The sequence below is a fragment of the Streptomyces poonensis genome (genome assembly GCF_014650915.1).
GTDB classification, from domain to species: Bacteria; Actinomycetota; Actinomycetes; order Streptomycetales; family Streptomycetaceae; genus Streptomyces; species Streptomyces poonensis.
The window spans coordinates 212,578-237,781 of sequence record NZ_BMVW01000012.1; the positions used below are offsets into that span (position 1 = coordinate 212,578).

Sequence of the window (25,204 nt, forward strand, 5' to 3'; positions counted from 1 at the left end):
GCTCCCGCGCTATGGCTTCCGCGCCACCGCCCCGTACATCGCGATGTCCTCGTCCCGGACGTTCCGCTCGCCGGTGCCGTCCGGGCGCCACTTGTGGACCTGGACGATGCCCGGTTCCACGAGGTCGAGGCCCTCGAAGAACTCCCCGGCCTCGGCGCGGGTGCGCAGCCGCATGGGCATGTCGCGGGCCGCGTACTCGCGGGCGACCCGGCCCACCTCCTCCGGCGCGAAGTCGGCGGTGCCGACGGACATCGCCAGGTAACTGCCCGCAGGGAGCGGTTCCAGCAGCCGGCGGACGATGCCCACCGCGTCGTCCTCGTCCAGCACGAAGTGGACGATGGCGATGACCGTGAGGGCGACCGGACGGGACAGGTCCAGGGTGTCGCGGAACTCGGGGGAGTCCAGGATGGCCGCCGGGTCGAGCATGTCCGCCTCGACGTACGCCGTCCTCCCCTCGGGCGTGCTCGACAGCAGGCCCTGGGACAGGGTGAGCACGATGGGGTCGTTGTCCACGTAGACGACCCGGGAACCGGGGGCCACCGACTGTGCTATCTCGTGGAGGTTGGGGGAGGTGGGGATGCCCGTGCCGATGTCCAGGAACTGGCGTATCCCGGCCTCCGCGGCCAGCCAGCGCACCGCTCTGTTCATGAAGTCGCGGTTGGCGCGCATGTGCACCGGCAGGGCCGGCCACTCGCGCGCCATGGCGTCGCCCGCCTCCTGGTCGGCGGGGTAGTAGTCCTTGCCGCCGATGATGTAGTCGTAGATGCGCGCCGAGTGTGCGTGCTCGGTGTCGATCCGGTCGGCCGGCCATCCGTTGTCGGGCACCGCTGTCCTGCCTTTCGTGGAGTGCTTGAAGTACTTGGAGTACTCGGCGTGCGTCACAGGTCCTTCCGGAGCGCGCGGAGGACGTCCTCGGTCCGCCGCGCGGGTGCCGCCTGGGCGCTGAGCCGGTCCAGGGCCTCGCGGTGGGCCATGACCTCGTCCGCCCGGTCGAGGTAGACGGCCCCCGTCAGGCCGCCGCGGTAGACGATGTCGGGCAGCTCGGGCGCCCGGAACCGGAAGAGGTGGAACGCGCCGGACCGCAGCGCCGGGTGCGGTCCGTTCCCGAACGGCATGACCTGCACGGTCACGTGCGGCAGCCGGCTGACCTCGATCAGGTGGTCCACCTGGGCCCGCATCACCTCGGAGCCCCCGACCGGCCAGCGCAGCACGGTCTCGTCCAGGACCACCCACAGGCGGGGCGGTGCCGGGCGGGAGAGCAGTTCCTGACGCCGCATGCGCAGCGCCACCCCGCGCTCCGTCGTCTCCGTCGGCGCGTGCGGATTGCCGGCGCTCAGCTGCGCGCGGGCGTACGCCTCGGTCTGCAGCAGCCCGGGCACGAACTGCGCCTCGTACGCGCGGATGTGCAGAGCCGCCTGCTCCAGGCTGAGATACGCGGCGAACCACTCCGGCAGGACGTCCCGGTAGGCGTGCCACCAGCCGCGCTTGTTGGCCTCGCGGACCGACTCCAGGAACGTGTCGATCTCCTGCCGGTCGCCGACGCCGTAGACCTGGAGCAGTTTCTCGACGTCGGCCAGCCGCAGCCGGGCCACCTTGGCGGACTCCATCCGCCGGATCGTGGAGTGGCTCACGCCGATCGCCGCGCCCGCCTCCTCGTACGTCAGACCGGCCCGGCCGCGCATCCCTTCCAGCTGTCTGCCGAGGATCATGCGCAGCACGGAGGGGGCACCGCCCCAGTCGGTCTCCGTGGTCACGCCACTCCTCCCCTCACGCTCGCACGCCGGGTGACGGGAGCAGAGTCTGTCACGATCAACCGCTGAGCGGAGTGGACCGCAGTTGACCGAAGGCAGCATGCATCCGACGCTTTGCAATTTTCAACTTGCCGGTTGCGAGCCGTTGTTGGCAGGTGCCAGAGTGGTCGTACCGCCCCCGTCCGGTGAACGAAGAGGCCGACCAGCCCCGTTGGGGGAGACGGGGTTGCTGCGCGTTGCCCCGCGCAGCGAGCCGCCGCAGTGCCGCGGTGGCCGTACGGCGCTCTCGTGCCCGTGCCGGAGGGGACGGCACCGGCACCACCGCCCGTGGTGCGAGCTGACGAAAGGCGAACGGCGATGGCTCCGCCCTCCCTCCCCCAGCCGGCCGGCCGACCGGCCGGACGACCCCGGCCGTCGCCGACCGGCCGTCCGCAGGAGACCGGGCCGCTGCCGGAGACCGAGCCGCTCCAGGCGACGACCTCGCCGCTGTCGGCCGTACCGGCGCAGGCTTCCGGCATCCGCCTGCCGGCCCAACGCCGTCCCGCCCACGCGGACGGGCCCCGGGAACCCCACAGGACCGAGGCGTTCGACCTGCCCGCCACACCCACGTCGGTGGCGGCGGCCCGCAGGACCGTGCGCGCGGCGCTCGCCGGGTGGGCCGTCGACGAGGACACGAGCGACAACGCCGTCCTCGTCGTCTCCGAGCTCGTCACCAATGTGCTGACCCACACCTCCAGCGCCCGGATCGTGTGCCGGCTGCGCACCGAGGGCGGGCGGCTCCGCATCGAGGTCGAGGACCAGAACCGCGGCGGCACGCTTCCCCGGCGGCGGCAGCCCGCGTCCGACGACCAGAACGGGCGCGGGCTGATGCTGGTCGGCGCGCTGAGCCACGACTGGGGAGTGAGGGACACCGCCTGCGGCTCGGGGCGCGTCGTCTGGGCCGAACTGCTCCTCGACGGTCAGGACGACCAGCGGAACCCGGCGCAGCAGCCGTCGCCCGTCGCGCACTCGTCGTTGCCCGTCGTCCGTCCGTCGGCGGCGGTCGTCCGGTCCGCGCGGACGGCCGCGCTGCCCGTGAGAGCGGCCGAGACGCCGTCGCGGGAGGTCGCGTTGTGGGCCGGAGCGGCCCAACTGCCCCCGTGGGAGACGGCGTCACCGCTGAGACCGGCCGTGCCACCGCTGAGACCGGCCGCGCAGACGGCGGGACCGGCCACGTCAGCGGCGAGAGCGGCCGAACCGCCCGCGCGCGGTGCCGCGTTCTCCTCCGGACCCGCCGATCCGCCGTCGTACGCCACCGGCTCCCACCCTGTCCGGCCCATCCCCCACTCGGCCGAAGGACCACTGCCCCATGGACCTGCCTTACACCCCTGATCCACGACCGTACGTCCCGCCCGCCGCCCCCACGGACCCCCACGTCCTGGCCCTGCCCGCGGAACTGCCCGCCCAGCTCGGGTACGACGCGGTGGGCACCCCGCGGGAGCACGGGGAGCGCATCCTGCGCTGCCTGCCCCGGGTCGGCTGTGTCTTCGCCGACGACGAGCGATGGTGGTGGATCGTGCCGTCCGGCTCCCACATCGGCGTCATCTGGCCGGCCGGCGTCCACTACGCCGTGGGAGCCCGCGTGGACGCGGCCGGCACGGACACCACCTGCCCGCTCGAACCCTCCTGGACGCGCACCCGGCCGTCACCCCGGCCCGGCGGACCCCGGCCCGACGGCCCCCGTCTGATCCACAGACCCGACGACGGCTCCCCCTACACACCCCCCATCCCCCTGTACTTCCTCACCTGCCGGCTGACCGGCAACCCCCCGCTCTGGTCGCTCGAACGCGCCGGATGAGCCCGCGGACCGTACGCTGGGGCCCGGCCGGAGCGGACGACGACAGGGGGACGGAGACGGTGAACGCCCACGAGGTGACACAGGAGCAGGCGGAGACGGGGACGGAGACGCCGACCGGGATCGACGTGCTCGTCCTCGGCGGATCCGGTGTCGACACGATCGTGTACGTGCCCGAACTGCCGCTGCCCTTCGCCGACAGCCACCACGTGCCGGCGATCGAGAGCCGCGCCGGGCAGACCGGTGACTTCGTGGCCGTCGGGCTGCACGCGCTGGGACTGCGCACCCACCACCTCGACCTGATCGGCGACGACCACGAGGGCGACCTGGTCCGTGCGCTGCACCGGGAGCGCGGCATCCCGCTCACCGAGGTGCCCTCGCCCGCCGGCACGAAGCGCGCGGTGAACCTGGTCGGGCCGGACGGGCGGCGGCTGTCGCTGTACGACAGCACACGCGCGCGGAACGCCGACCGGCTGCCGCCGGACACCGTGCGGACCCTCGCCGCGGCCGCCCGCCATGTGCACGTCTCCCTCACCCAGCCGTGCGCCCACGCCCTGCCGCTGCTGCGGGAGACGGGGGTGACGATCTCGACCGACCTGCACGACTGGGACGGCGTGAACCCGTACCACGAGCCCTTCGCCCTGGCGGCCGACGTCGTGTTCGTGTCGGCCGCCGCACTCACGGAGCCCGAGAAGACCGCGCGGCGGATCGCCGAGCAGGGCCGGGCCCAGGTGGTCGTCGTCACGGCCGGTGCCGACGGGGCGTACCAGCTCGTCGACGGAGAACTCCGTCATGTCCCGGCCGCCGTGCCGCCCGGCCCCGTCGTCGACTCCAACGGCGCCGGGGACGCGTTCGCGGCGGGGTACCTGTTCGGGCGGCTCTCCGGCGAGGGGCCGGAGCGGTGCGGGCTGTACGGGGCGATCGCGGGCGCGCACGCGTGCACCGTGCCGGCGACGGTCACGCATCCCGTCGGACGGGACGAACTCCTCGCGCGCGCCGCACGATCGGCGGCCTGAGACCCGTGGGCGTCAGGCGCCCGCCGCCGTCGCGAGGCGGGACTCGGCCTGCCTCCTGGCCGCATCCAGGACGGCCAGGAGGACCTCCTTGCTGGAGGCGCGTTCGCGTACGTCGCAGAGGACGACCGGGGTGGCCGGGTCCAGGTCGAGGGCCTGGCGGACCTGCTCGGCGGTCGCCTCACGGCGTCCGTCGAAGCAGTTGACGCCCACGGCGAAGGGGATGTCGCGCGCCTCGAAGAAGTCGATCGAGGCGAAGGAGGCGTCCAGCCGGCGGGTGTCCGCCAGGACGACGGCGCCCAGCGCACCGCTGGACAGGTCGTCCCACATGAACCAGAAACGGTCCTGGCCGGGCGTGCCGAAGAGGTAGAGCACGAGCTCGGGCGAGATGGTGATGCGCCCGAAGTCCATGGCGACCGTGGTGGAGGTCTTCCTCTCGATGCCCGCCAGGTCGTCCACGCCGACGCTGGCCGCGGTGATCCGCTCCTCGGTCTCCAGCGGCGCCACCTCGCTCACCGAACCGACCATGGTGGTCTTGCCGACGCCGAATCCGCCCGCGATGAGGATCTTCAAGGCGGTCGGCATGACCGGCTCAGAGCTGACGGATACCATCCATCACCCTTTCGATGAGTTCCACGCTCGGCTGCTCGCTCAGCTCGGGCGGGGACTGGACAATGATCAGCTCGGCGTTGAGCAGGTCGCCGCAGAGCACCTTCACCACGCTGACCGGCAGATCCAGCTGGCCGGCGATCTCGGCCACCGCCACCGCGCGGTCGCGGCACATGGCCAGGATCGCCATGGACTCCGGTTCTAAGTGATCGTGTTCGTACTCGTGGTCGTGCCGCGAGACGATCAGCGTGATCAGGGTGAAGTGGTGCTGACTGTGCCGGGTCCGGCCGCCGGTGATGGCGTACGGCCGGACATGGCGCCCGGCCTGCTCATCGTCGAGCCACCGTGGGTCACGCATCCTGGGCGTGACCGGCCGGGGTCTCCACGCGGGGCGCGGCGGACAGGTACTTGCCGACCTGCTTGACCAGCGTGCCCATCTCGAACGCCATCATCCCGACGTCGACCTCCTCGGACGCGATGGCGGCGAGCCGCGCGCCCCGGCCGGCGGCGGTGACGAAGAGGAACGCCCGCTCCATCTGGATGACCGTCTGCTGGACCTCTCCGCCGTGGAAATGACGCGCCACGCCCCGGGCGAGGCTGTGCATGCCCGAGCCGACCGCGGACAGGTGCTCCGCGTCGTCCCGGCGGATGTCCTTCGACTTGCCGATGAGGAGGCCGTCACCGGACAGGACGACGGCGCAGCGGATTTCCGGAATCCGTTCCACCAGCCCGTCCAGGAGCCAGTCCAGCTGCGGACCGGTCTGTACCTGCTCAGTCATTCCTGATTGTTCCTCACAGTCAGCGGCGCCGGGGGTGCGCCGGTCTACCGGCGCATCGGGGGGTGCGCCGAGTCGTGGGGCGCCCGCAGGCGCGCGTCAGAAAGCGCCGGGGTTCCGTGGCGGCGCCTTCCGGTCGTCCGTACCGTCCGGCTCGCCGCCCTCGCCGAGCCGGGCCCGCTTCAGTCCCTGCTGGATGGCGATCATCGCGCGGGCCGAGGCGTCGGGGGAGAGGCCGTTCTCCCCGCCGTTGCTGTCGTTCTGGTGTGCCGCCTCCTTGCGCAGCTGCTGCGCGAGGCTGGCTCCGCGGGTCCGCTGCGGCAGGACCGTGGGAGTGGTCAGGGGACCGGACGACTCCCGGCCGGAGCCCGCGGGCGGGGCGGACCGGCGGGCCTCGCCGCCCGGCCGGACACCGGCGCCCGCTCCCGCGCCCGGCGCGGCGGCACCCGGGCCATGGCCCGTGCCGGAACCGGCGCCGTGGCCCGCACCGGTCGCCGTCCGCGGACCCGGTCGCGCCGACGAGCCGGCCGGAGAGGCCGGGGTGGCGGGTCCGGACGGAAAGGCCGGGGCAGCGGGCGACGGCGCGGCAGCCGGGTAAGCCGGGCCGGCCGACGACGCGGCAGCAGCCGAGGCCGCCGAACCAGCCGGTGCCGCGGCACGGCCGGTCGGCCGTGCCGCCTCCGGGCGGTGCGCGGGGTGCTCCTGCGGGGCCGCCCACGCGGCGGCGCCCGAATTCCGGGCCAGGTCCCGCGAGGAAGGGTGCTCCGACACGGGCGGCAGCAGACCGGCGCCGCCGTAGTCGGGGAACCCGCTGTAGTCCGGTGTCCGCGTATGCGTCAGGACCTCGCCCGCGGGCGCCGGGGGAGCCGTGCGCACGCCGGCGGCGCCCGCACCGGTGACCGTGGTGCCCGTGAGGCCCGCGCCGTGCGGGGCCGCACCGGCGACCGTGCCCGCGAGCGCCGGTCCGGCCGCCGCACCCGCGTCGGCGAGCGCGGTGTCCGACACCGCGGAGGGAACGGGGGCCGCCGTGGAGCCGGTCCGCCCGGCCGCCGGGATGCCGGTCCGCTCGCCGGGGTTCCGCACGGCCCGGCCCTGCGCCGCGGCAGCCGACCGCAGCTGGTCCAGGACCGGGGACTCGATGTCCTCCAGCAGTTCGGCCGGCAGCAGCACGACGACGAGCGTGCCGCCGTACACGGACTCGCGCAGTTCGACCTTGATCTTGTGCCGTTCGGCGAGCCGCGCCACCACGAAGTGGCCGAGCCGGGGGTCCTCGCCCAGCGCGGTCATGTCGAGCTTGGGCGGGTGGGCGAGCAGGTGGTTGGCCTTGTCGCGCAGTTCCTCCGGCATGCCGAGGCCGTGGTCCTCGACATGGACGGCGAGACCCTTGGCCACCCGGGTGGCGCTGATGAACACCTGGGTTTCCGGCGGGGAGAAGCTGGTGCCGTTCTCGATGAGCTCGGCGAGCAGGTGGGTGACGTCGGCGACGGCCCGTCCGGTCAGGGCGAGACGCAGGTCCGCGGGCAGGTTCTTCACCTTGACCCGGGTGTACGACTCGGTCTCGGCGACCGCGCTGCGCATCACGTCGGTGATGGAGACGGGCGCGGTCATCCGGCGGCTCGGCGGGGAGCCGGAGAGGATGACCAGGTTCTCGGCGTGCCGGCGGACACGGGTGGCGAGATGGTCGACCTTGAAGATGTCCTTCAGCAGGTCGGAGTCCTCGTGCTTGCGCTCCAGGTCGTCCAGGAGCGAGATGAGGCGGTGGATCAGGATCTGGGTACGGCGGATGAGCTGGGCGAAGACCTTCTCGGTGCCCTCGCGGCCGAGGTTCTGCCGTACGGCGGTGTCGGCGGCCACGGTGCCGAGGTGCTCGATGGCCGCGCCGAGCCGCTCCAGTTCGTCGGCGGCCGGCTGGGGCTGCCGGGGGGCGAGGGGCTGCGGCTCGACCCGCTCGCCCCGTTCTATCCGGGCCAGCAGCTGCGGCAGCCGGACGCCGGACAGCTCCTCGGCCTGCCGCTGGAGCTCGGTGACGCGGTCCAGCGCCGTCCGTCTGCCGCGCAGCGCCAGCAGCGCACCGCCGACGAGGGCGGCGAGCAGGGCGGCGGTGCCCAGCAGCGAACCCAGCAGCAGATCGTCGGCGCGGTCGGAGGCGGAGCCGGCGGCACCCGTCACCGAGTCGCCACCCAGCGACTGCAGGTCACCGACAACGCTGTCGGCCGCGTCCGGCCAGGCGGACGCCTGCTGGGGGAGGGGCAGCCCGGTGCCGCCGGCGCCCGCGACGGCGTCCTCGATCACGCCGATGGACGTCCAGTGCTCTCCGCCGGTGATCTCCCCGTAGGCGGCGGCCCCGCCCGCGGGCAGGTCACGGGCCGTCAGCGCGGCCCGCAGCTCCTGCTGCACCGCCAGGTACTGGAGGAACCGGGAGCGGGTGGAGCCGCTCATCTCCTCCTCGGGCAGCGCGCCGGAGATCAGCGCGTCCTCCCGGGAGAGCATCTCGGTGAGCCGTACCAGGGCCGTGGTGGCGGCGCCGGTCCGGGCGAGGTCGCCGTCGTCGCTGCGCAGGGCGGCGGCGATCACGCCGGTGCCCCCGGAGACGGCGCCGGTGAAGTACTCGAACGCGCCGGCGGCGTCCAGCTTCCGGTCGTCGACGGCGCCGCGCCGCTCGGTGAGGTCGTCCAGCGCCTGGCCGAGCTTCTTGTGCGCGTCGCCGAGCATCGCGGTGTCCAGGGCGGACGAGGCGGCGGTGCGGTACGCGGCGACGGCGGCGTCGGTCCGCTCACGGGCCGCGTCCAGCTCCTCGCGGGTGGCGTCGGTGCGGTTCGCCTGCCAGACGGCGGTGCCCCGGCGCTCCTCCTGGAGCCGGGTGACGAGGGTCTGGGCCGGTCCGGCGGCCGAGGAGGCCCGGTCCGACTCGGCCCGCAGCTGCAGCTGCTCGTCGATCAGTCCGGCCGCCGTGTAGCCCCACACGCCGGTGGCGAGGACCGCGGGCACGACGAACGGCACGACGAACGACAGCCGGAGATTCTTGCGAGAGGCGGACCGATGACGTGTCCGCCGGTCGCGGGTGCCTGGCATCTGATTCCTCGTACGACAGCGAAACACTGATGACGGTAGGGGCGGTGGTGCACATGCCCGAGATCCCCCGCGTGCGCCGCCTTGACACGCCCTCGGCAAATGTCAGCGGCGTGTGAACCGTATCAGGCCCACGGCTCACCGTCAGCATCCGCTTGACCACAACTGGGCAAGTATTCCGGCCAGTTGACGGTGATCACAGAAGCGCGAGCAGCTTCGGGGTGTACAGTGCCCGCGCCGACCCTATACCGGCCACCATGTCGAAGTAGATCGAGGTCAGTTCGGGGTCCTTCTGCACCGCTCTGAGCAGGGACAACCGCTGTTCGTGGGGCTGGAGCCGGGCCACCGACAGGGTGGCCTCGTACCCGGGCAGGAGCGCCGCGTCGCGGTCCTCGGCGAACTTCCCGAGGGCCGCATCGAGCCGTTCCGGACCGTCTCCGAGGGTGGTGCCGAGACGCTCCACGAGCGATTCCACTTGGCGGAAACCATCGCTGATGCCGCGTGCGGTGATGGAGTCCTTGTGGTGTCCGGAGTCGCCGACCAGGACCCAGCCGGGGCCGGTGGCCTGCCGGAAGTAGTTCTGCTGGTCGCCCGTGCCGCGCAGCCGCTCGACCGGCTGTCTGCCCCGCAGCCGCTCGTACAGGTCCGGCGCGGTGGCGCGGATCTGCTCCAGGTACGCGGTGAACGCGTCGGCGCGGACCTCGTCGAAGCGTGACTGCGGGAAGTAGGCCAGGACCAGGGTCGCCTCGTCGTTGGTGGCGACCGCCGCGACCCAGGCACCGGCCCGCTCGTACAGCTCCAGGGTGGCCGGGACGTCCGTCCAGTACGTGTAGTAGGCGCAGGTCAGCCGAGGGTCCTCCACCGTGTACGGCGCCCCGGCGAGGTGGGCGACCGTGGAGCGCATGCCGTCGGCGCCGATCACCAGACGGGCGCGCTCGGTGAAGGCCCGCCCGGCGTGCCGGCCCTCGACGCCGACGACGCGTCCCGTGTCGTCGTACAGCAGGCCGGTCACCGCGCACCGCTCGCGGTACTCGGCGCCGGCCGCGACCGCCGCCCGCACCAGGACGGGGTCCAGGGCGTGGCGGCGGGGCGCGTACCCGGCACGCTGTCCCTCGACGCCCCGGGCGCACCCGTCGAGCCGTATGTCGGTCCCCGTCACCTCGTAGCGGACGCGGTCCAGCGGCGGGCAGCCGGTGGCGCGCACGGCGTCGAGCAGCCCCCAGCGGGCGAGGGCGGCCACGCCGGGCTGGTGGACGAGGTGCGTGGAGAGGACGTCGGAGCCGAAGGCCCCCTTGTCGAGCAGGAGGACCCGGTGCCCCGCGCGGGCCAGCAGCATGGCGGTGGGGGCCCCGGCGCAGCGCGCCCCGACCACGATGGCGTCGTACATGTGCGTGCCTCACTAGCGGTGGTGGACTGGGGGGTGGGTGAGAGTGAGGGTGGGGCGCGGCGGGAGGCTCAGCCCGAGCGGGTCAGTTCCGTGAGCAGGGCCCGGCGGTCGATCTTGCCGTTGGCGTTGAGGGGCAGCGTGTCGCGGACGGAGATCCGGCGCGGCAGCATGTACGGCGGCAGCCGGTCGCCCAGGCCCGCGAAGATCCGGTCGGGGGCGCAGCCGGCACCGCTGACCACGGCCTGGAGCTCCGGTTCGCCGTCGGACGCGGGCACGGCCAGCACGACGGCGTCGCGTACGCTCTCCTGCTCGCGCAGCATGGCCTCGATCTCCCCGAGTTCGATCCGGTGTCCCCTGATCTTCACCTGGTGGTCGGTGCGGCCGAGATGGACCAACTGGCCCTCGTGCAGGGCCACCCGGTCCCCCGTGCGGTACCAGTGCTTCTCGGTCGGCCGCCCCGGGCCGTCGAGGCCGACGAAGCGGCCGGGGTTGTTCGCCGGGTCGAGATAGCCGGGGAAGCGCTGCGGGCCGCGCATGCACAGCTCGCCGCTGTCGGACGGCCGGCCGTCCTCGCCCAGCAGCACGAAGTCCAGCGTGGGGTGGCAGCGGCCGATGGGGGCGGTGCCGTTCGGGGTCGTGGGCCAGTCGGCGGGGTCGGCCGGGAAGCGGTAGCCCGTGCAGGAGATGGTCAGCTCGGTCGGGCCGTACAGCACCTCCAGACCGCTCTGCGGCGCGGCCCGGTGCCACTCGCGGGCCGCGTCCAGGGTGAGCGGTTCCCCGCCGAAGACGCTCCACCGCAGCGTCGGCATGCTGCCGGGCTTCAGTGTGCCGAGCCGGGAGGCGAAGGTGATGAGCGACGGCACCGAGAACCAGTGGGTGAGCCGCAGCGAGTTGATCGTCTTCACGGGGGACAGCAGCTGGCTGCGGGCGGGCACGACCAGCGTCCCGCCGCCCGCCCAGGCGACGAACAGGTCGTGCACCGAGGCGTCGAAGGTGAGCTCGAAGGTCTGGGAGAGGCGGCTGCCGGGCCCGATGCCGTACCGGGGGGCGAGGTGGCCGATGTTGGCGCAGACGTTCCGGTGGGTGATCGGGACGCCCTTCGGTGCGCCCGTGGAGCCGGAGGTGAAGATGATGTACGCGAGGTCGTCGGGGGTGGCCCGGGGGTGGTCCGGGTCGGGGTGCGGGCCGGCGGGGAGGGCGGCCAGCTCGTCGGAGGCGAGGACGAGCTGAGGGACCGTCAGACCGGTGGCCGGTGCGTCGGCGAGGACCAGGTCCAGGGCCGCCGCCCCGGCGATGTCCGCGGTCCGCCCGGCCGGGTGCTCCGGGTTGAGCGGGACGACGGTCGCCCCGGCCCGCAGGATCGCCAGGTATCCCGCGTACGCGAGCACCGACCGGCTCGCCAGCAGCCCGATCCGCCGTGGCGGGACCCCGGCCCCGGACGCGGCCAGCCGGGCCGCGATCCGCTCCGCGAGGTCCCGCAGCCGGGCGTAGGTGTAGCTCTCCTCGCCGATCTCCAGGGCCACGGCCGTGTCCCCGAGCTCGTCGGCGGAGCGGGCGAACCAGGCGTACAGGGTGCCGGGGAGGCCCGTGGCCGCCGGGCCGAGCGGCTTTCCGGGGACGCCGTCCCCGCCGTCGTGCGGCTGCGTCACGCTGCTCACGCCGCGGCCCCCAGCGTCCTCGTCCACGCGCGCAGTTCGCCCACCGTGCGCAGCCGGCCGAACTCCTCGGGGTCTATCTCCCGGCCGGAACGTTTCGTCAGCTCGACGACGATGCGCAGCCTGGCGAGCGAGTCGATGCCTATCTCGGTGAGCGTGGAGCCGTCGTCGAAGCCGGTGCGGGCGTGCTCGCTCAGAACCCAGGCGGACAGGTCGCCATCGTTGTCGGAGCGCTCCTCGCCGGGCCAGTACCGCTCGGTCTGCCAGGCGTACAGCGGGAGCGGCACATAGGTGCCGCCCTTCTTGAACTCCGCGTCCCAGTCCACGTCCAGGCCCGCGCGGTAGCGGTCGGCGGCCTCCGAGGCGCGCCCCGTGCCGACGAGCGTGCCGGTGAGCGCCGCGGCCAGCTCCTCGTGGGTGGCCCCGACGACGGCCGTCCGGTACGGGTGGTGCTGCCGGCGGGTGGCCGCGCTGAAGCAGATGTCCCGCACCGCGTACGCCGCGCCGGCCCCGCCCGGGCCCAGGTACTCGGCGTATCTGCGGGCCAGGGCGGTGAGGGCGGCGGGGGTGCGGGCGGACAGCGGGAGCACATACGGCCTGCGGGGCTTGAGCGCCTTGACGCGGACCGTCGGCGGATCGGCCTGGCGCAGCACCACATGCGCGTTGAGCGCGGAGGAGCCCTGCCCGGAGATGCCGACGACGGCCGGCCGGCCCCGGTCGGGGAGGTCCTGGAGCGCGCGCGGGACCACGACCGGCAGCCGGTGCCAGTCGACCCGCGGGCTCGGGGTGTCCAGGTGCAGGCTGGGCGGCACCTGGCCGTGCTCCAGGCACAGCACCGCCTTGATCAGCCCGGTCAGACCGCCGGCGGCCTCGGCGTGACCGACGTTGGTCTTCACGGAGCCCACCAGCAGTGGCCGGTCGGCGGGCCGTCCCCGGCCCAGGACCTCGCCGAGCGCGGTGAGTTCCAGCATGTCGAGGGCGGGGGACCCGGAGCCGTGCGCCTCCACGTAGTCCACCTCGGCGGGGTCGACGCCGGCGTCCTCGTACGCCCAGCGCAGCACCTCGAGCTGGCCGGTGAGGGAGGGGTTGAGGACCGAGTCGCTGGTGCCGCCGTCGTTGCCGACGGCGCTGCCCTGGATGACGGCGCGGATGCGGTCGCCGTCGGCGAGGGCGGCGGTGAGGGGCTTCAGCACCACGACGCCGACCGCGTCGCCGGGCGCGTGCCCGTCGGCGTTCGCGTCGCCGAATCTGCTGCGGCCGTCGGCGGACATGGAGCCGGCCGCGGTCATCGCCAGGCCCTCGTCCGGGCGCAGCTTGAGGTTCACGCCGGCGGCCAGGGCGAGGGGGCTCTCCCCGGCGCGGATGCTCTGCACCGCCTGGTGCACGGCGGTCAGCGACGACGAGCACGCCGTGTCCACGACAATGCTGGGTCCGCGGAGGTCGAGGAAGTGCGACAGCCGGGCGGAGAGCAGCGAGCGGAAGTTCAGCAGCTGGGCCGCCGTCGCCGCCTGTGGTCCCTGGCGCAGCGTCAGCTCCAGGTAGTCCGTGCGGGCGGCGCCCACGAAGACCCCGGTGCGGCTGCCCGCGAGCAGGTCGGGCCGCTGGCCGGCGTCCTCCAGCGCCTCCCAGGCCGTCATCAGCAGCAGCCGCTGCTGCGGGTCGAGTTCGACGGCCTCTCCGGCGGACATGCCGAAGAACTCGGCGTCGAAGCCGGCGACGTCGGCGACGTACCCGGCGCGCCGGCTCGCGAGCCTGCCGGGCCCCGGACGGGAGTCGTACAGGGCGTCGACGTCATAACGGTCGGGAGGGGTCTCGCTGGTGGCGTCGGTCCCGTCCCGCAGCAGGGACCACAGTTCATCGGCTCCGGATGCGCCCGGCAGCCGGCAGGCCATACCGATCACCGCGACCGACCGTGCGTCCACGTCCGACTTCTTCAACGCAACTCTCCTTCGCTGCTTCGTCGATGTGCGTGTGAGATGGCGCGCTTGACGTCCGCCCGTCATCGCGGTTGCCAACGGGGCGGGTGGGAACAGGGTTACGAGTGTGAGGTGAATCCCCGGACGCCGTCGTACCGGGGTGGTGACTGCTCGGCCGAGCATGGTGCCCGCAGCTGCCCGAAGCGGCGGCCGACCGCTCCCGGTGCCGCGTCGCGGCGCTGTGCGCAATGTGGATCTTGGCGTGAAATCGGCCGGTGCGCCAGAGTGTTCCGGACCACACGGCGACGGGATGCCCGCAGCTCGTACCGCACTTCGCCCACCGGCCCAGGACCTTCCTCACAGGCGCGCCGTACACGCAGTCGTCGAAAACCAGCCCCCGGACGATTGTCGTACCCAAAATCGGATCCGCTCGTTTTCGGATCAAGGAATGGCGAAAAGTGATCGCCCCGGGTTGAAACCTGTAGATATTTGGACAGACTCCGAGACCGGGCTGGTGTGAGGGATGTGACGAGATGTGAGAGGAGAGGCGGTCGCCTGGGGCTTTGTGGGACCACTGGGTCAAGAGTGCCCAGCCGTCGCGGAGTTGAGATCGTGCGGAACGAGACGGGATTCGACGGGTGGGGTGAACCGCGGAGTCCGATTCTCTGCTTTCATCGACCTCATGGATCCCCTGACGACCACCGACCAGGCGCGCCTCGAGGGTGAGCAGCGCAGGCTGCGACTGCAGATTCTCGGCCTCAACAACTCCGAGGCGGAAGCCACGTTCGACCGCGTCGCCCGTCTCGCGGCCAGCTTCACCCAGACCCCGCTGGCCATGGTCAACTTCATCAACGACGAGCGCCAGATGTTCCGCGGCATGTACGTGCCCACCGCGTCGCCCGACGACAAGGCCGACCCCGACGGCGGCGGCATCGTCTTCGACCTCAGCAGCGTCGCCCGTGAGGTGCCCAACGACTACGGCTTCTGCCCCCACGTGGTGGCCCAGGGGTCCCAGCTCGCCCTGGACGACGTCTTCGACTACCCGCGCTTCAAGGGCAACCCGCTGGTCAACGACATGGGCGTGCGCTCGTACCTGGGCACCCCGCTGCGCGACAACACCGGCATGATCCTCGGCACCGTGTGCGTCGCCGACACCAAGCCCCGGGTCTGGGACCGCAAGATCCGCGAGGGCATGCAGGAGCTCACCGAGACCCTGCTCGCGGACTTCAAGCTGCGCGACAGCCTGCTCGCCCAGCAGCAGGAGCTGTTCGCGGTGTTCGACGGCGCGCCGTTCCCCATCATGCTCACCGAGGGCCCGAACCACCTGCTGCGCTACGCCAACGGCAAGCAGGGCGCCGCGTTCGGCATGGTGCCGCAGTTCAGCCCGGGCCGGATGGCGCTGCCCGGCCTGGAGTCCATCGGCGTCTTCAACGCGATGGACGAGGCCTTCCACACCGGCCGCGCGGCCACGCTGCCCCGGGCGCAGATCAGCACGTACGACGTCCCGCAGCCGCAGGAGTTCAGCTTCCTGTGCACCCCGGTGCGCACCTCGCCGGGCGCGCCCATCAGCGGGGTCCTCACCGTGGCCATGAACATCACGGGACAGGCCCTCATCGGCGCCGAGCAGCAGGCGTTCGCCGCGAACGTCCAGGAGCGCTTCGAGCGTCTCGGCTCGGGCGGTGTCGCGGCGGCGTTCCCGGGCCAGCGGGTGTAGGAGCGGCGCCGCGGCCGGCCGGCGGGGCGGAGGCATGGGGGTCCTCCCGCCTCCCGGCCGGCCGCCGCGAGGTGATCAGCCGAGGCGTACGGGCAGCCGCCGGTGACCGTTGGAGATGAACGACTCCACATGTCCCAGGTCGTCGCCGTGCGCGGCCAGGCGGAGGCCGGGGAACCGTTCGAACAGGGCCGGCAGGGCGATCACCGCCTCCAGGCGGCCGAGCGGCGCGCCCAGGCAGCGGTGCACGCCGTACCCGAAGGCCAGGTGCTCCTTGTCGGCGCGGGTGACGTCGAAGAGGGCGGCGTCCTCGCCGTGCCGCCGCGGATCGCGCCCGGCGGCGGCGTACGCGGCGAGGATCGCCTCGCCCTTGCCGATCACCACGCCCTCCGGACCGCCGAGCTCACCGAGCGGAAGGTCCTCGACGGCGTACCGCAGCGGCAGGCTGGCGACCGGGGCGTCCCGCCGCAGGGTCTCCTCGACCACGTCGTCCCACGAGGCGCGGCCCGCCCGTACGTGGGTCAGCTGTTCCGGGTGGGTGAGCAGGGCGTGGATCGCGTTGTCCAGGAGGTTGACGGTGGTCTCGTGGCCGGCGCTGATGAACAGCACCAGGGTGTTGAGCAGCTCGTCCTCGCTGAGCCGGGTGTCCCCCCGCTCGTCGCGGGCGGCGATCAGCGCGCTGGTCAGGTCGTCGCCGGGGGACGTGCGCTTCGCGGCGACGAGTTCGGTGAGGACGCCGTACATCCGCTCGTACGTGGCGTTCATCTCGCCCGGGTCGGCGGCCGTGTGGAACAGGCCGTCCACCAGGCGCCGCAGCTCGGGCGCGAGGTGCCCGGGCACGCCGAACAGCTCGCCGATCACCTGGATCGGCAGCGGATAGCAGAACTCCTCGCGCAGATCCACGCTCCCGGAACGGCGCGCGGTCTCCGCCACCCGGTCCAGGAGTTCACCGGTCAGCTCCGTTATCCGGGGCCGCAGCGCGGCCGTGCGGCGGGCGGTGAACGCCACGGAGATCAGGGTGCGCAGACGCCGGTGCTCGCCGCCGTACGCGGTGAACATGTTCTGCACGGCGACCCAGGTGAACAGCGGCCAGTCGGGGGTGATGCCGCCCTCCCGGAACCGCGTCCAGTGCTGCCGGGGGTCCTTCGACACCCTGGGGTCCGTGAGCAGCCGCTTGAGCAGCTCGGGACTGCTGACCGCCCACGCCTCGACCCGGCCCGGGAGCTCGACGCGGGTCGCCGGTCCTCTCGCGCGGATCCGGGCGGCCTCGCCGTGGATGTCACGGCCGGTCGCGTCGATCGTCAGCGGGCTGGGTTCCGCGGCTGGTCCCATCGGGCCTCCTCGTACTCGAACTCGAAGTACTCACGGCCGATCACGCTGCGGTGCGGTGGTGCCATCCGGCGGCCTCGCGGGGCACGCGCTGCGTGTGGGGAACTTACCGTGCCAGTAGCGGCACGTCGATGCCTCACGCATCCACCGGGCACCGAGTGACTGTGGGGCATCCAGGGGACTTCCCCCCTCCGCATCGAGGGTTTTCCCTGTATCCGCGCAGGCCGGACGGCACCTATCGTTCCCTCCACAGCGAACCCACAGGCAACCCCGAACGGGTCGCTCGCGCACCAGGCCGGCCCCACGCGCCCCACCTTTCTTCGTACCCCCCGCCGCTTCGATGCCGAAGCGATTCACCGCCGCTCCGCGCCGTCCGCGCCGAGCCGGCCAGGAAAGGCAAGCCCTTGCGCACCTCCCCCTCCCGTGCCGCGGGACGGAAGCTGATATCCGTCGCCGCCGTCTCCGCTGTCTCCGCCGCCCTGCTGGCCGGCGCGACCACCACGGCCGCCGCCGCCCAGGCCCCCACCCCGGCCCCCGCCCTCGCCGGTCCGGCCGAGGCCGCCCCCTCCGTCCCCGCCGAGCGTCTGATCGTCGGCTACGAGAAGGGCGCCGCCGAGGCCGCCTCGGACAAGGCTGCCTCCGCCGACGCCGAGACCAAGGGCCGCAAGGCCGGCGAGGACCTCGGTTTCGAGCGCCGCCTCGGCAGCGGCGCCGCCCTCGTCGGCCTGGGCGACGGCCTCACCGAGCAGGACGTCACCGACGTCATCGCCGAGTACCGGGCCGACCCGCAGGTCGCCTACGTCGTACCGGACCGCCTCAACACACCGCAGGCCACCCCGAACGACACGCACTACACCAAGCAGTGGGACCTGTTCGAGGCCACCGCGGGCATGCGCGTGCCCGGCGCCTGGGACCTCTCCACCGGCAGCGGGGTGACCGTCGCCGTCATCGACACCGGCTACGTCGCCCACTCCGACCTCGCCGCGAACATCGTCCCCGGCTACGACTTCATCTCCGACACCTTCGTCTCCGCAGACGGCAACGGGCGCGACAGCAACCCGGCCGACCCGGGCGACTGGTCCAGCGCGGGCGAGTGCGGCACCGGCGTCCCCGCGAGCGGCTCGTCCTGGCACGGCACGCACGTCGCGGGCACCATCGCCGCGGCCACGAACAACGGCAAGGGCGTCGCGGGCGTCGCGTACGGCGCGAAGGTCTCCCCGCTGCGCGTCCTCGGCAAGTGCGGCGGCTACGACTCCGACATCATCGACGCCATCACCTGGGCGTCCGGCGGCAGCGTCGCCGGTGTCCCGGCCAACACCAACGTCGCCAAGGTCATCAACATGAGCCTGGGCGGCTCCGGTTCGTGCACGACGGCCACGCAGAGCGCCATCAACGCGGCCGTGAACCGCGGCACCACCGTCGTCGTCGCCGCGGGCAACAGCAACGCCAACGCCGCGAACTTCTCCCCGGCGAGCTGCTCCAACGTCATCACGGTCGCCGCGACCAACCGCAGCGGCGCCCGCGCCTCGTACTCGAACTACGGCTCGGTCGTCGACATCGCCGCTCCCGGCGGCCAGACCAGCACGGGCTCGGCCAACGGCATCCTGTCCACGCTGAACTCCGGCACGAAGACCCCCTCGACCGAGAACTACGCGTACTACCAGGGCACCAGCATGGCCGCCCCGCACATCGCGGGCCTGGTCGCGCTGATGAAGTCGGCGAAGCCCACGCTGACCCCGGCCCAGATCGAGGCGGCGGTCAAGGCGAACGCCCGCGCCCTGCCCGGCACCTGCTCGGGCGGCTGCGGCGCCGGCCTCGCGGACGCCGCGAAGACCGTGCAGGCGGTGCGCGGCTAGTCCGCCCGCGACGAACGGCCGGCCGGTGCGAGCGCGCACCGGCCGGCCGTTAGCGTAGGCGCATGGAGAGCGAAGTGGCCCCGGGGGCCTGGGGAACGACCTGTCCCGGCTGTGGTGGATCCGCGGTGCGTACCGTGCCGGACACCTGCGCCGACCAGGAGTCCGTACGCAGCCGCCTGTCCGACCGGCTGGCGAGACAACCGGGCGTCACCTCCCGGTTCGACACCTTCACGCACACCGTCGAGGGGCTGCTGCTGACCGCCGTGGGCGGCGCCCTCGCCTATGAGGGCATCCAGAAGGACAAGCAGCTCTACACGATCGGCGGCTCGGTGCTGGCGGTGCTGCTGTTCCTCGGCACGATCTACGTCATCTTCGACGAGATCCGTGAGCGGCGCGTGGTCGCGGCGGGGGAGTCACGCGCCGACGCGCTGTGGCGCTCGGCCTCCTGCTGCTCCGGGTGCGGGGCGGTGTTCTTCCCGGCCGGTTCGCCCTGGCCCCACCCGCTGACGCCCGAGCAGTTCCAGAAGTACGTGTGGACCGAGGCCGGTTACGGCAAGCGGCTCGACAAGCGGGTCAGGGACGTGGCCCTGCCTCCCGCCCACCCCTCCCGGCCGGGTGGAGTATCGGACCATGCCTGACACCGCCGACGTGCCCGAAGCCCCCGTGATCACCAGCTCCGACCCGGAATCCTTCCCGCACAGTGTGCTGGCCGAACGCCACCCCGCGCTCATCCGCAGGGTGCGCGACGCCTTCCCGTACGGCCCCGCACAGCACCGCGCGCTGGACGCGCTGCTGAAGAGCGCCACCGAGGGCGTGATCGAGGCCCTGGACGGCGACGCCTGGTGGGAGGCGTGGGGCGTGGACGAGTACGCCGGCCGCACCTGGTTCGAGGTGCCCTTCCTCTGGTCCGAGAGCTACTTCTACCGCCGGCTCCTGCACGCCGTCGGTCACTTCGGATCCCGCCCGTGGTCCGCCCCGTGGCAGGGCGTCGACCCGTTCCGCCCCTTCAAGCTCGCCGAGCTCGCCGGTCCGGAGGCCCGGGAGGAGATCTCCGCCCTGGACCGGCTCGCCGCCCTGCCCCTCGAGGAGCAGCGCACGGCCCTGCTCCACGGCTCGCTCTGGGGCAACCGCGCCGACCTGGGCTTCCGCATCCAGAAGGACGACGACGAGGCGAGCGCCGCCGAACTCGTCGCGGACGACAGCGACGCGCTGTGGCAGTTGCTCACCGGGGCCGGGACGCTGGTCCTCGTCGCCGACAACGCGGGCCGCGAACTCGTCCCCGACCTCCTGCTCGTCGACCACCTCCTGAGCCACGGCCACATCGAACGGGCCGTGCTGCACGTGAAGCCGTACCCCTACTACGTCTCCGACGCCACGACGGCCGACGTCGTCGACGCCGTACGCCACCTGACCGACGCCGGTACGGACCACGGCCGGCGCCTGTGGTCCGCGATGGCCGACGGCCGGATCGACCTGCGCGCCCACCCCTTCTCCTGCGGCCCGCTGCCGTACGCGGACATGCCGGACGACCTCCGCGCGGAGTTCGCGGCCGCGGACGTCACCGTCCTGAAGGGCGATCTCAACTACCGCCGGCTGGTGGGCGACCGCATGTGGCCGCCGACCACACCGTTCGCGGACGTCACGGCGTACTTCCCCGGCCCGGTCGCCGCGCTGCGCACCCTCAAGTCGGACGTGATCACCGGTCTCGCCCCGGAAACGGAGGCCCGTCTCGTCGCGGCGGAGGGACAGTGGCGCTGGCGGACGAGCGGAACGCATGCGCTGATCCAGGTCCGGTCGTAGCGGGGGCGGGGGCGGGGGCGGGGGTGCGGGAGCGGCAAGGGCGGAGCCGCGCGGGCGCCGGTACGGCGTGACGGGGAGTTCCGCCACCGCCCCCGATTCACGCGATGGTGTGACCATGTCCCGCCGCCCGGATGCGCCCGGAAGGACTCGGGTAGGGCCCGGCCATGACACAGCCGTTCCGCCTCCCGCACTTCTACCTGCCGTACCCCGCACGGCTGAACCCGCATCTGGACGAGGCCCGCGCCCACTCCGTCGGCTGGGCGCGCGGCATGGGCATGCTGGAGGGTTCCGGCGTCTGGGAGCAGGCGGACCTCGACGCGCACGACTACGGGCTGCTGTGCGCGTACACGCACCCCGACTGCGACGGCCCGGCGCTCTCGCTGATCACCGACTGGTACGTGTGGGTGTTCTTCTTCGACGACCACTTCCTGGAGAAGTACAAGCGCACCAAGGACCGCGCCGGCGGCAAGGCCCACCTCGACCGGCTGCCGCTGTTCATGCCGCTCGACCTCGCCACCCCCGTACCGGAGCCGGAGAACCCCGTCGAGGCGGGTCTCGCCGATCTGTGGGCGCGCACGGTCCCGGCGATGTCGGAGGACTGGCGCGCCCGGTTCGCGGTCGCCACCGAGCACCTGCTGAACGAGTCGCTGTGGGAGCTGTCCAACATCGGCGAGGGGCGGATCGCCAACCCCGTCGAGTACATCGAGATGCGCCGCAAGGTGGGCGGCGCCCCCTGGTCGGCGGGGCTCGTGGAGTACGCGACGGCCGAGGTCCCCGCGCGCGTGGCGGGCACCAGGCCGCTCAGGGTGCTGACGGAGACGTTCGCGGACGCCGTCCACCTGCGCAACGACCTGTTCTCCTACCAGCGTGAGGTCGAGGACGAGGGCGAGCTCAGCAACGGCGTCCTCGTCCTGGAGACCTTCTTCGGCTGTACGACGCAGGAGGCGGCCGACACCGTCAACGACATCCTGACCTCCCGGCTCCACCAGTTCGAGCACACGGCGCTCACCGAGGTCCCCGCGCTGGCGCTGGAGAGGGGGCTCACCCCCGGCGAGACCGCCGCCGTCGCCGCCTACACGAAGGGACTGCAGGACTGGCAGTCGGGCGGCCACGAGTGGCACATGCGGTCCAGCCGGTACATGAACGAGGGCGCGGCCTCCGCGCGCGGACCGCTGGACCTCGGCGGCGCGGTGCTCTCCGGTCCGGTACCGCTGTTCCGGGCGGGCCTCGGCCGACGCGGCGCCGACGTGGGCGCCCTGCTCGCCGGGGCCGCCGCCATGGGGGCACCTCCCACGCCTTTCGGGCAGTGGGGGAGGCTGCGGGCCCACACGCACGTACCGTTCCAGAAGGTCGGCCCGTCCCTGCTGCCGCCCTTCCACATGCCGTTCGAGGTCCGGCTGAACCCTGAGCTCGACGGGGCGCGGCAGCGACTCCTGCCGTGGGCACGCCGTATGGGCATCCTCGCCGAGGGCGTCTGGGACGAGGACCGGCTCGACGCGGCCGACCTGCCGCTGTGCGCGGCGGGCCTCGACCCCGACGGCACCCCGGAGGCGCTCGACCTCGGCTCCCGGTGGCTGACCTGGGGCACGTACGGCGACGACTACTACCCCCTGGTCTTCGGCCGCAGGCGCGACCTCGCCGCGGCCCGGCTGTGCACCGAGCGCCTGTCGGCGTGCATGCCCGTCGGGGAGGCGGAGCAGCCGCTCCTCCCGGCGAACGCCATGGAACGCGGTCTGACCGACCTCTGGCGGCGCACCACGGCCGGGATGACCCGGGAGGCCCGCCGCACCGTGAGGGCGTCGGTGGAGGTGATGACCCGGGCCTGGCTGTGGGAGCTGTCCAACCAGCTCCAGCACCGCGTCCCCGACCCGGTCGACTACCTGGAGATGCGCCGCGCCACCTTCGGCTCGGACCTCACCATGAGCCTGTGCCGCGCGGGCCACGGCCCCGCCGTCCCGCCGGAGGTGTACCGCAGCGGCCCCGTCCGGTCCCTGGAGAACGCCGCCGCCGACTACGCGATGCTCGTCAACGACGTGTTCTCGTACCAGAAGGAGATCGAGTACGAGGGCGAGATCCACAACGGCGTCCTGGTCGTGCAGACCTTCTTCGGCTGCGGCTACCCGGCCGCGCTCGGCGTCGTACACGACCTGATGACCCAGCGCATGCGGCAGTTCCAGCACGTGACGCAGCACGAACTGCCCGTCCTGTGCGCGGACTTCGGCCTCTCGCCCCAGGCGCGGTCCGTGCTGGACGGGTACGTGGACCAGCTGCGGAACTGGATGGCGGGCATCCTCAACTGGCACCGCGAGGTCCGCCGTTACCGCCCCGAACACCTCGCCCGCCGCACCCACGGCTTCCTGCCGGACCGGGCACCCGCGCCCCTTTCCGCGGGTCTGCCGGAACCGGTGACGCTGTGAGGCAGGAGACTTTTCGGCCAAGAGGGGGCATTGAGGGAACTTCGGCAGGGCTTCCCAGAGTCCTTCGAAGTGACGGAACGGGCAACACTTCACGGGGGAGTTCGACCTTGACCGACATGATCGAGAGGGCCGCCGACCGCACCACCGGGGACCGGGCGCCCGCCGCGGGGGAACTGGCGCCGTACGTGGCCCCGCTGCCCGTGCCGCCGCTGCTGCGGCCGGCCACCGGAGACGTACCGCACGCCACCGAGATCGCCGTGCGCCCCACCTGGGTGCGGCTCCACCCGCAGCTTCCGCCGACCCTGATGTGGGGGTACGACGGACAGGTGCCGGGCCCGACCATCGAGGTGCGCCGCGGACAGCGCGTCCGTATCGCCTGGACCAACCGCGTGCCCAGGACGGCCCCGTTCCCCGTCACCGCCGCCGAGGTGCCCCGCCGAGCCCAGGGCACCCCGCCCGCCACCACCGAGCCGGGCCGCGGGGGAGCCGTGCCGAACCAGGACGTGGCGGCGCTTCCCGCCTGGCTGGTGACGCATGTCCACGGTGCCCAGACCGGAGGCGGCAACGACGGCTGGACGGACAACGCGGTCGGCTCCGGCGACGCCCAGCTCGCCGAGTACCCGAACGACCACCAGGCGGTGCACTGGTGGTACCACGACCACGCCATGAACATCACCCGGTGGAACGTCTACGCGGGCCTGTACGGCACGTACCTCGTCCGGGACGACGAGGAGGAGGCCCTCCGGCTGCCGCGCGGGAAGCGCGAGATCCCGCTGCTGCTCGCCGACCGCAACCTGGACACCGACGAGGACGGCCGCCTCAACGGGCGCCTGCTGCACAAGACGGTCGTCGTCGAGGAGCGCAACCCGGAGACGGGCAAGCCGGTCACCCTGCCCTTCACCGGCCCGTACACCACGGTCAACGGCCGCATCTGGCCGTACGCCGACGTGGACGACGCCTGGTACCGCTTCCGGCTCGTCAACGCCTCCAATGCCCGCGTCTACCGTCTGGTCCTGATCGACGAGGACGACAACCCGGTGCCGGGCGTGGTCCACCAGATCGGCAGCGACGGGGGACTGCTGCCGCGCCCCGTGCCGATCGACTTCACCGGTGACCTGCCCGTCCTCAGCGCGGCTCCGGCCGAGCGGTTCGACCTGCTCGTCGACTTCCGCAGGCTGGCGGGACGCCGGCTGCGGCTGGTCGACAAGGGTCCGGGTCAGGCACCCGGGGTGCCTGACGCGGTGAACGACGTCCGCTATCCGCAGGTGATGGAGTTCCGCGTCCACGAGAGCTGCGAACGGGACACCTTCGAGCTGCCGGAGGTCCTCTCCGGCTCCTTCCGGCGACTCACGCACGACACCCCCCACGGCCACCGGCTGATCGTCCTCACCCCGCCCGGCACCAAGGGCGGCGGCGGGCACCCGGAGATCTGGGAGATGACCGAGGTGCACGACCCGGTCGGCATCCAGGTCCCCGCGGACGGCGTCATCCAGGTGACCGGCGAGGACGGCACCACGAAGACGTACCGCCGCACGGCACGCACGTTCAACGACGGGCTCGGCTTCACCATCGCCGAGGGCTCCCACGAACAGTGGAGCTTCCTCAACCTCGCCCCGGTGCTCCACCCCATGCACATCCATCTCGCCGACTTCCAGCTGCTGGGGCGCGACGCGTACGACGTCTCCGGCTTCGACCGGGCGATCGGCGGCACGGTGACACCCGTCAGGTTCGACCCGGAGACCCGGATCCCCGTCGCGCCCAACGAGCGCGGCAACAAGGACGTGTTCCAGGTGCCGGGCAGCCAGACGGTGCGCCTGATGGGCCGGTTCGACGGGGCGTACGGCCGGTTCATGTACCACTGCCATCTGCTGGAGCACGAGGACATGGGCATGATGCGGCCCTTCGTCGTGCTGCCCGCGGAGGTACTGAAGTTCGACCACGGCGCGGGCCACGGTGGTCACGACGGCCACGGGGGACACGACGGCCGTACGAGCTGATCGAGCCAGGGCCGACACAACGGCGCCACCCGCTCGCGTACGCGGCGGCCTACGGGCAGGATGCTGCCCGTAGGTCCCCGGCGC

Annotated in this window: 18 protein-coding genes and 1 pseudogene; 9 read left to right on the forward strand and 10 right to left on the reverse strand. The window is 72.9% G+C overall.

Features of this window, described 5'->3' with window-relative positions; genetic code table 11:
* Window positions 1–9 precede the first annotated feature (9 nt).
* Window positions 10–825 (reverse strand): SAM-dependent methyltransferase, encoded by an 816-nt coding sequence (locus IE242_RS26165; RefSeq protein ID WP_189863496.1) that lies wholly within the window; start codon window positions 823–825, stop codon window positions 10–12.
* A gap of 53 nt (window positions 826–878) precedes the next feature.
* On the reverse strand, window positions 879–1,754 hold the full coding sequence (locus IE242_RS26170) for a Sco1979 family transcriptional regulator (RefSeq protein WP_189863390.1): 876 nt from the start codon (window positions 1,752–1,754) through the stop codon (window positions 879–881).
* Window positions 1,755–2,108: 354 nt separating this feature from the next.
* On the opposite strand from IE242_RS26170, the gene IE242_RS26175 reads away from it, so the two are divergent.
* Genes IE242_RS26175 through IE242_RS26185 form a run of 3 tightly spaced genes read left to right on the forward strand, consistent with a single transcriptional unit; the run spans window position 2,109 to window position 4,601 of the window.
* Window positions 2,109–3,122, forward strand: coding sequence for an ATP-binding protein (locus IE242_RS26175; protein ID WP_189863392.1), 1,014 nt, complete (start codon window positions 2,109–2,111; stop codon window positions 3,120–3,122).
* A complete protein-coding gene (locus tag IE242_RS26180) occupies window positions 3,100–3,588 on the forward strand; it encodes a hypothetical protein (RefSeq protein WP_189863394.1) in 489 nt (162 codons plus the stop codon). Before IE242_RS26175 ends, IE242_RS26180 begins: the two co-directional genes overlap by 23 nt.
* The gene (locus IE242_RS26185; RefSeq protein ID WP_189863396.1) at window positions 3,585–4,601 is read left to right on the forward strand and encodes an adenosine kinase; all 1,017 of its coding nucleotides are present in this window, start codon (window positions 3,585–3,587) and stop codon (window positions 4,599–4,601) included. Before IE242_RS26180 ends, IE242_RS26185 begins: the two co-directional genes overlap by 4 nt.
* A 12-nt stretch (window positions 4,602–4,613) precedes the next feature.
* Here IE242_RS26185 and IE242_RS26190 read toward each other — a convergent pair whose 3' ends face one another.
* The 7 genes from IE242_RS26190 to IE242_RS26220 form a co-directional block, all read right to left on the reverse strand.
* A complete protein-coding gene (locus IE242_RS26190) occupies window positions 4,614–5,210 on the reverse strand; it encodes a GTP-binding protein (protein WP_189863398.1) in 597 nt (198 codons plus the stop codon).
* Window positions 5,191–5,565 carry a DUF742 domain-containing protein gene (locus IE242_RS26195; RefSeq protein WP_189863400.1) on the reverse strand — a complete coding sequence of 125 codons (375 nt, stop codon included), beginning with the start codon at window positions 5,563–5,565 and terminating at the stop codon, window positions 5,191–5,193. Before IE242_RS26195 ends, IE242_RS26190 begins: the two co-directional genes overlap by 20 nt.
* Window positions 5,558–5,986 (reverse strand): roadblock/LC7 domain-containing protein, encoded by a 429-nt coding sequence (locus tag IE242_RS26200; protein ID WP_189863402.1) that lies wholly within the window; start codon window positions 5,984–5,986, stop codon window positions 5,558–5,560. Before IE242_RS26200 ends, IE242_RS26195 begins: the two co-directional genes overlap by 8 nt.
* Window positions 5,987–6,082: 96 nt before the next feature.
* Window positions 6,083–9,055: a sensor histidine kinase gene (locus IE242_RS26205; protein WP_189863404.1), complete on the reverse strand. Its 2,973-nt coding sequence runs from the start codon at window positions 9,053–9,055 to the stop codon at window positions 6,083–6,085.
* Between the two features lie 193 nt (window positions 9,056–9,248).
* Window positions 9,249–10,439: an NAD(P)/FAD-dependent oxidoreductase gene (locus IE242_RS26210; RefSeq protein WP_189863406.1), complete on the reverse strand. Its 1,191-nt coding sequence runs from the start codon at window positions 10,437–10,439 to the stop codon at window positions 9,249–9,251.
* 68 nt (window positions 10,440–10,507) lie between these two features.
* The gene (locus IE242_RS26215) at window positions 10,508–12,097 is read right to left on the reverse strand and encodes an amino acid adenylation domain-containing protein (RefSeq protein WP_229859457.1); all 1,590 of its coding nucleotides are present in this window, start codon (window positions 12,095–12,097) and stop codon (window positions 10,508–10,510) included.
* Window positions 12,094–14,031 carry a beta-ketoacyl synthase N-terminal-like domain-containing protein gene (locus IE242_RS26220; protein WP_229859458.1) on the reverse strand — a complete coding sequence of 646 codons (1,938 nt, stop codon included), beginning with the start codon at window positions 14,029–14,031 and terminating at the stop codon, window positions 12,094–12,096. Before IE242_RS26220 ends, IE242_RS26215 begins: the two co-directional genes overlap by 4 nt.
* A gap of 661 nt (window positions 14,032–14,692) precedes the next feature.
* Between IE242_RS26220 and IE242_RS26225 the strand changes: the two genes are divergently transcribed.
* The gene (locus IE242_RS26225) at window positions 14,693–15,724 is read left to right on the forward strand and encodes a GAF domain-containing protein (protein WP_189863410.1); all 1,032 of its coding nucleotides are present in this window, start codon (window positions 14,693–14,695) and stop codon (window positions 15,722–15,724) included.
* A gap of 75 nt (window positions 15,725–15,799) precedes the next feature.
* Here IE242_RS26225 and IE242_RS26230 read toward each other — a convergent pair whose 3' ends face one another.
* Window positions 15,800–17,053, reverse strand: coding sequence for a cytochrome P450 family protein (locus tag IE242_RS26230; RefSeq protein ID WP_189863412.1), 1,254 nt, complete (start codon window positions 17,051–17,053; stop codon window positions 15,800–15,802).
* A 401-nt stretch (window positions 17,054–17,454) separates the two neighbouring features.
* Between IE242_RS26230 and IE242_RS26235 the strand changes: the two are divergent.
* The 5 genes and pseudogenes from IE242_RS26235 to phsA all read left to right on the forward strand — a co-directional run.
* A pseudogene (locus tag IE242_RS26235) lies at window positions 17,455–18,903 on the forward strand (S8 family peptidase); the annotation flags it as partial.
* A 65-nt stretch (window positions 18,904–18,968) separates the two neighbouring features.
* A complete protein-coding gene (locus IE242_RS26240; protein ID WP_189863414.1) occupies window positions 18,969–19,544 on the forward strand; it encodes a hypothetical protein in 576 nt (191 codons plus the stop codon).
* Entirely contained in the window at window positions 19,537–20,706 is a 1,170-nt protein-coding gene (locus IE242_RS26245; RefSeq protein WP_189863416.1) for a damage-control phosphatase ARMT1 family protein, read from the forward strand. The genes IE242_RS26240 and IE242_RS26245 overlap by 8 nt, the downstream gene beginning before the upstream one ends.
* Window positions 20,707–20,870: 164 nt before the next feature.
* Entirely contained in the window at window positions 20,871–23,123 is a 2,253-nt protein-coding gene (cyc2, locus tag IE242_RS26250; RefSeq protein WP_189863417.1) for a germacradienol/geosmin synthase Cyc2, read from the forward strand.
* 116 nt (window positions 23,124–23,239) lie between these two features.
* Window positions 23,240–25,120: an O-aminophenol oxidase PhsA gene (gene phsA, locus IE242_RS26255; RefSeq protein WP_189863499.1), complete on the forward strand. Its 1,881-nt coding sequence runs from the start codon at window positions 23,240–23,242 to the stop codon at window positions 25,118–25,120.
* Window positions 25,121–25,204: the final 84 nt, after the last annotated feature.

What these genes read in the sequence shown, in the direction of transcription:
- IE242_RS26245 (WP_189863416.1), top strand. Translation starts at nt 19,537, where the DNA reads ATGCCTGACACCGCCGACGTGCCCGAAGCCCCCGTGATCACCAGCTCC.
- IE242_RS26195 (WP_189863400.1), bottom strand. Translation starts at nt 5,565, where the DNA reads ATGCGTGACCCACGGTGGCTCGACGATGAGCAGGCCGGGCGCCATGTC.
- IE242_RS26175 (WP_189863392.1), top strand. Translation starts at nt 2,109, where the DNA reads ATGGCTCCGCCCTCCCTCCCCCAGCCGGCCGGCCGACCGGCCGGACGA.
- IE242_RS26190 (WP_189863398.1), bottom strand. Translation starts at nt 5,210, where the DNA reads ATGGTATCCGTCAGCTCTGAGCCGGTCATGCCGACCGCCTTGAAGATC.
- IE242_RS26240 (WP_189863414.1), top strand. Translation starts at nt 18,969, where the DNA reads ATGGAGAGCGAAGTGGCCCCGGGGGCCTGGGGAACGACCTGTCCCGGC.
- IE242_RS26230 (WP_189863412.1), bottom strand. Translation starts at nt 17,053, where the DNA reads ATGGGACCAGCCGCGGAACCCAGCCCGCTGACGATCGACGCGACCGGC.
- IE242_RS26200 (WP_189863402.1), bottom strand. Translation starts at nt 5,986, where the DNA reads ATGACTGAGCAGGTACAGACCGGTCCGCAGCTGGACTGGCTCCTGGAC.
- cyc2 (WP_189863417.1), top strand. Translation starts at nt 20,871, where the DNA reads ATGACACAGCCGTTCCGCCTCCCGCACTTCTACCTGCCGTACCCCGCA.
- IE242_RS26210 (WP_189863406.1), bottom strand. Translation starts at nt 10,439, where the DNA reads ATGTACGACGCCATCGTGGTCGGGGCGCGCTGCGCCGGGGCCCCCACC.
- IE242_RS26205 (WP_189863404.1), bottom strand. Translation starts at nt 9,055, where the DNA reads ATGCCAGGCACCCGCGACCGGCGGACACGTCATCGGTCCGCCTCTCGC.
- IE242_RS26225 (WP_189863410.1), top strand. Translation starts at nt 14,693, where the DNA reads ATGGATCCCCTGACGACCACCGACCAGGCGCGCCTCGAGGGTGAGCAG.
- IE242_RS26185 (WP_189863396.1), top strand. Translation starts at nt 3,585, where the DNA reads ATGAGCCCGCGGACCGTACGCTGGGGCCCGGCCGGAGCGGACGACGAC.
- phsA (WP_189863499.1), top strand. Translation starts at nt 23,240, where the DNA reads ATGATCGAGAGGGCCGCCGACCGCACCACCGGGGACCGGGCGCCCGCC.
- IE242_RS26180 (WP_189863394.1), top strand. Translation starts at nt 3,100, where the DNA reads ATGGACCTGCCTTACACCCCTGATCCACGACCGTACGTCCCGCCCGCC.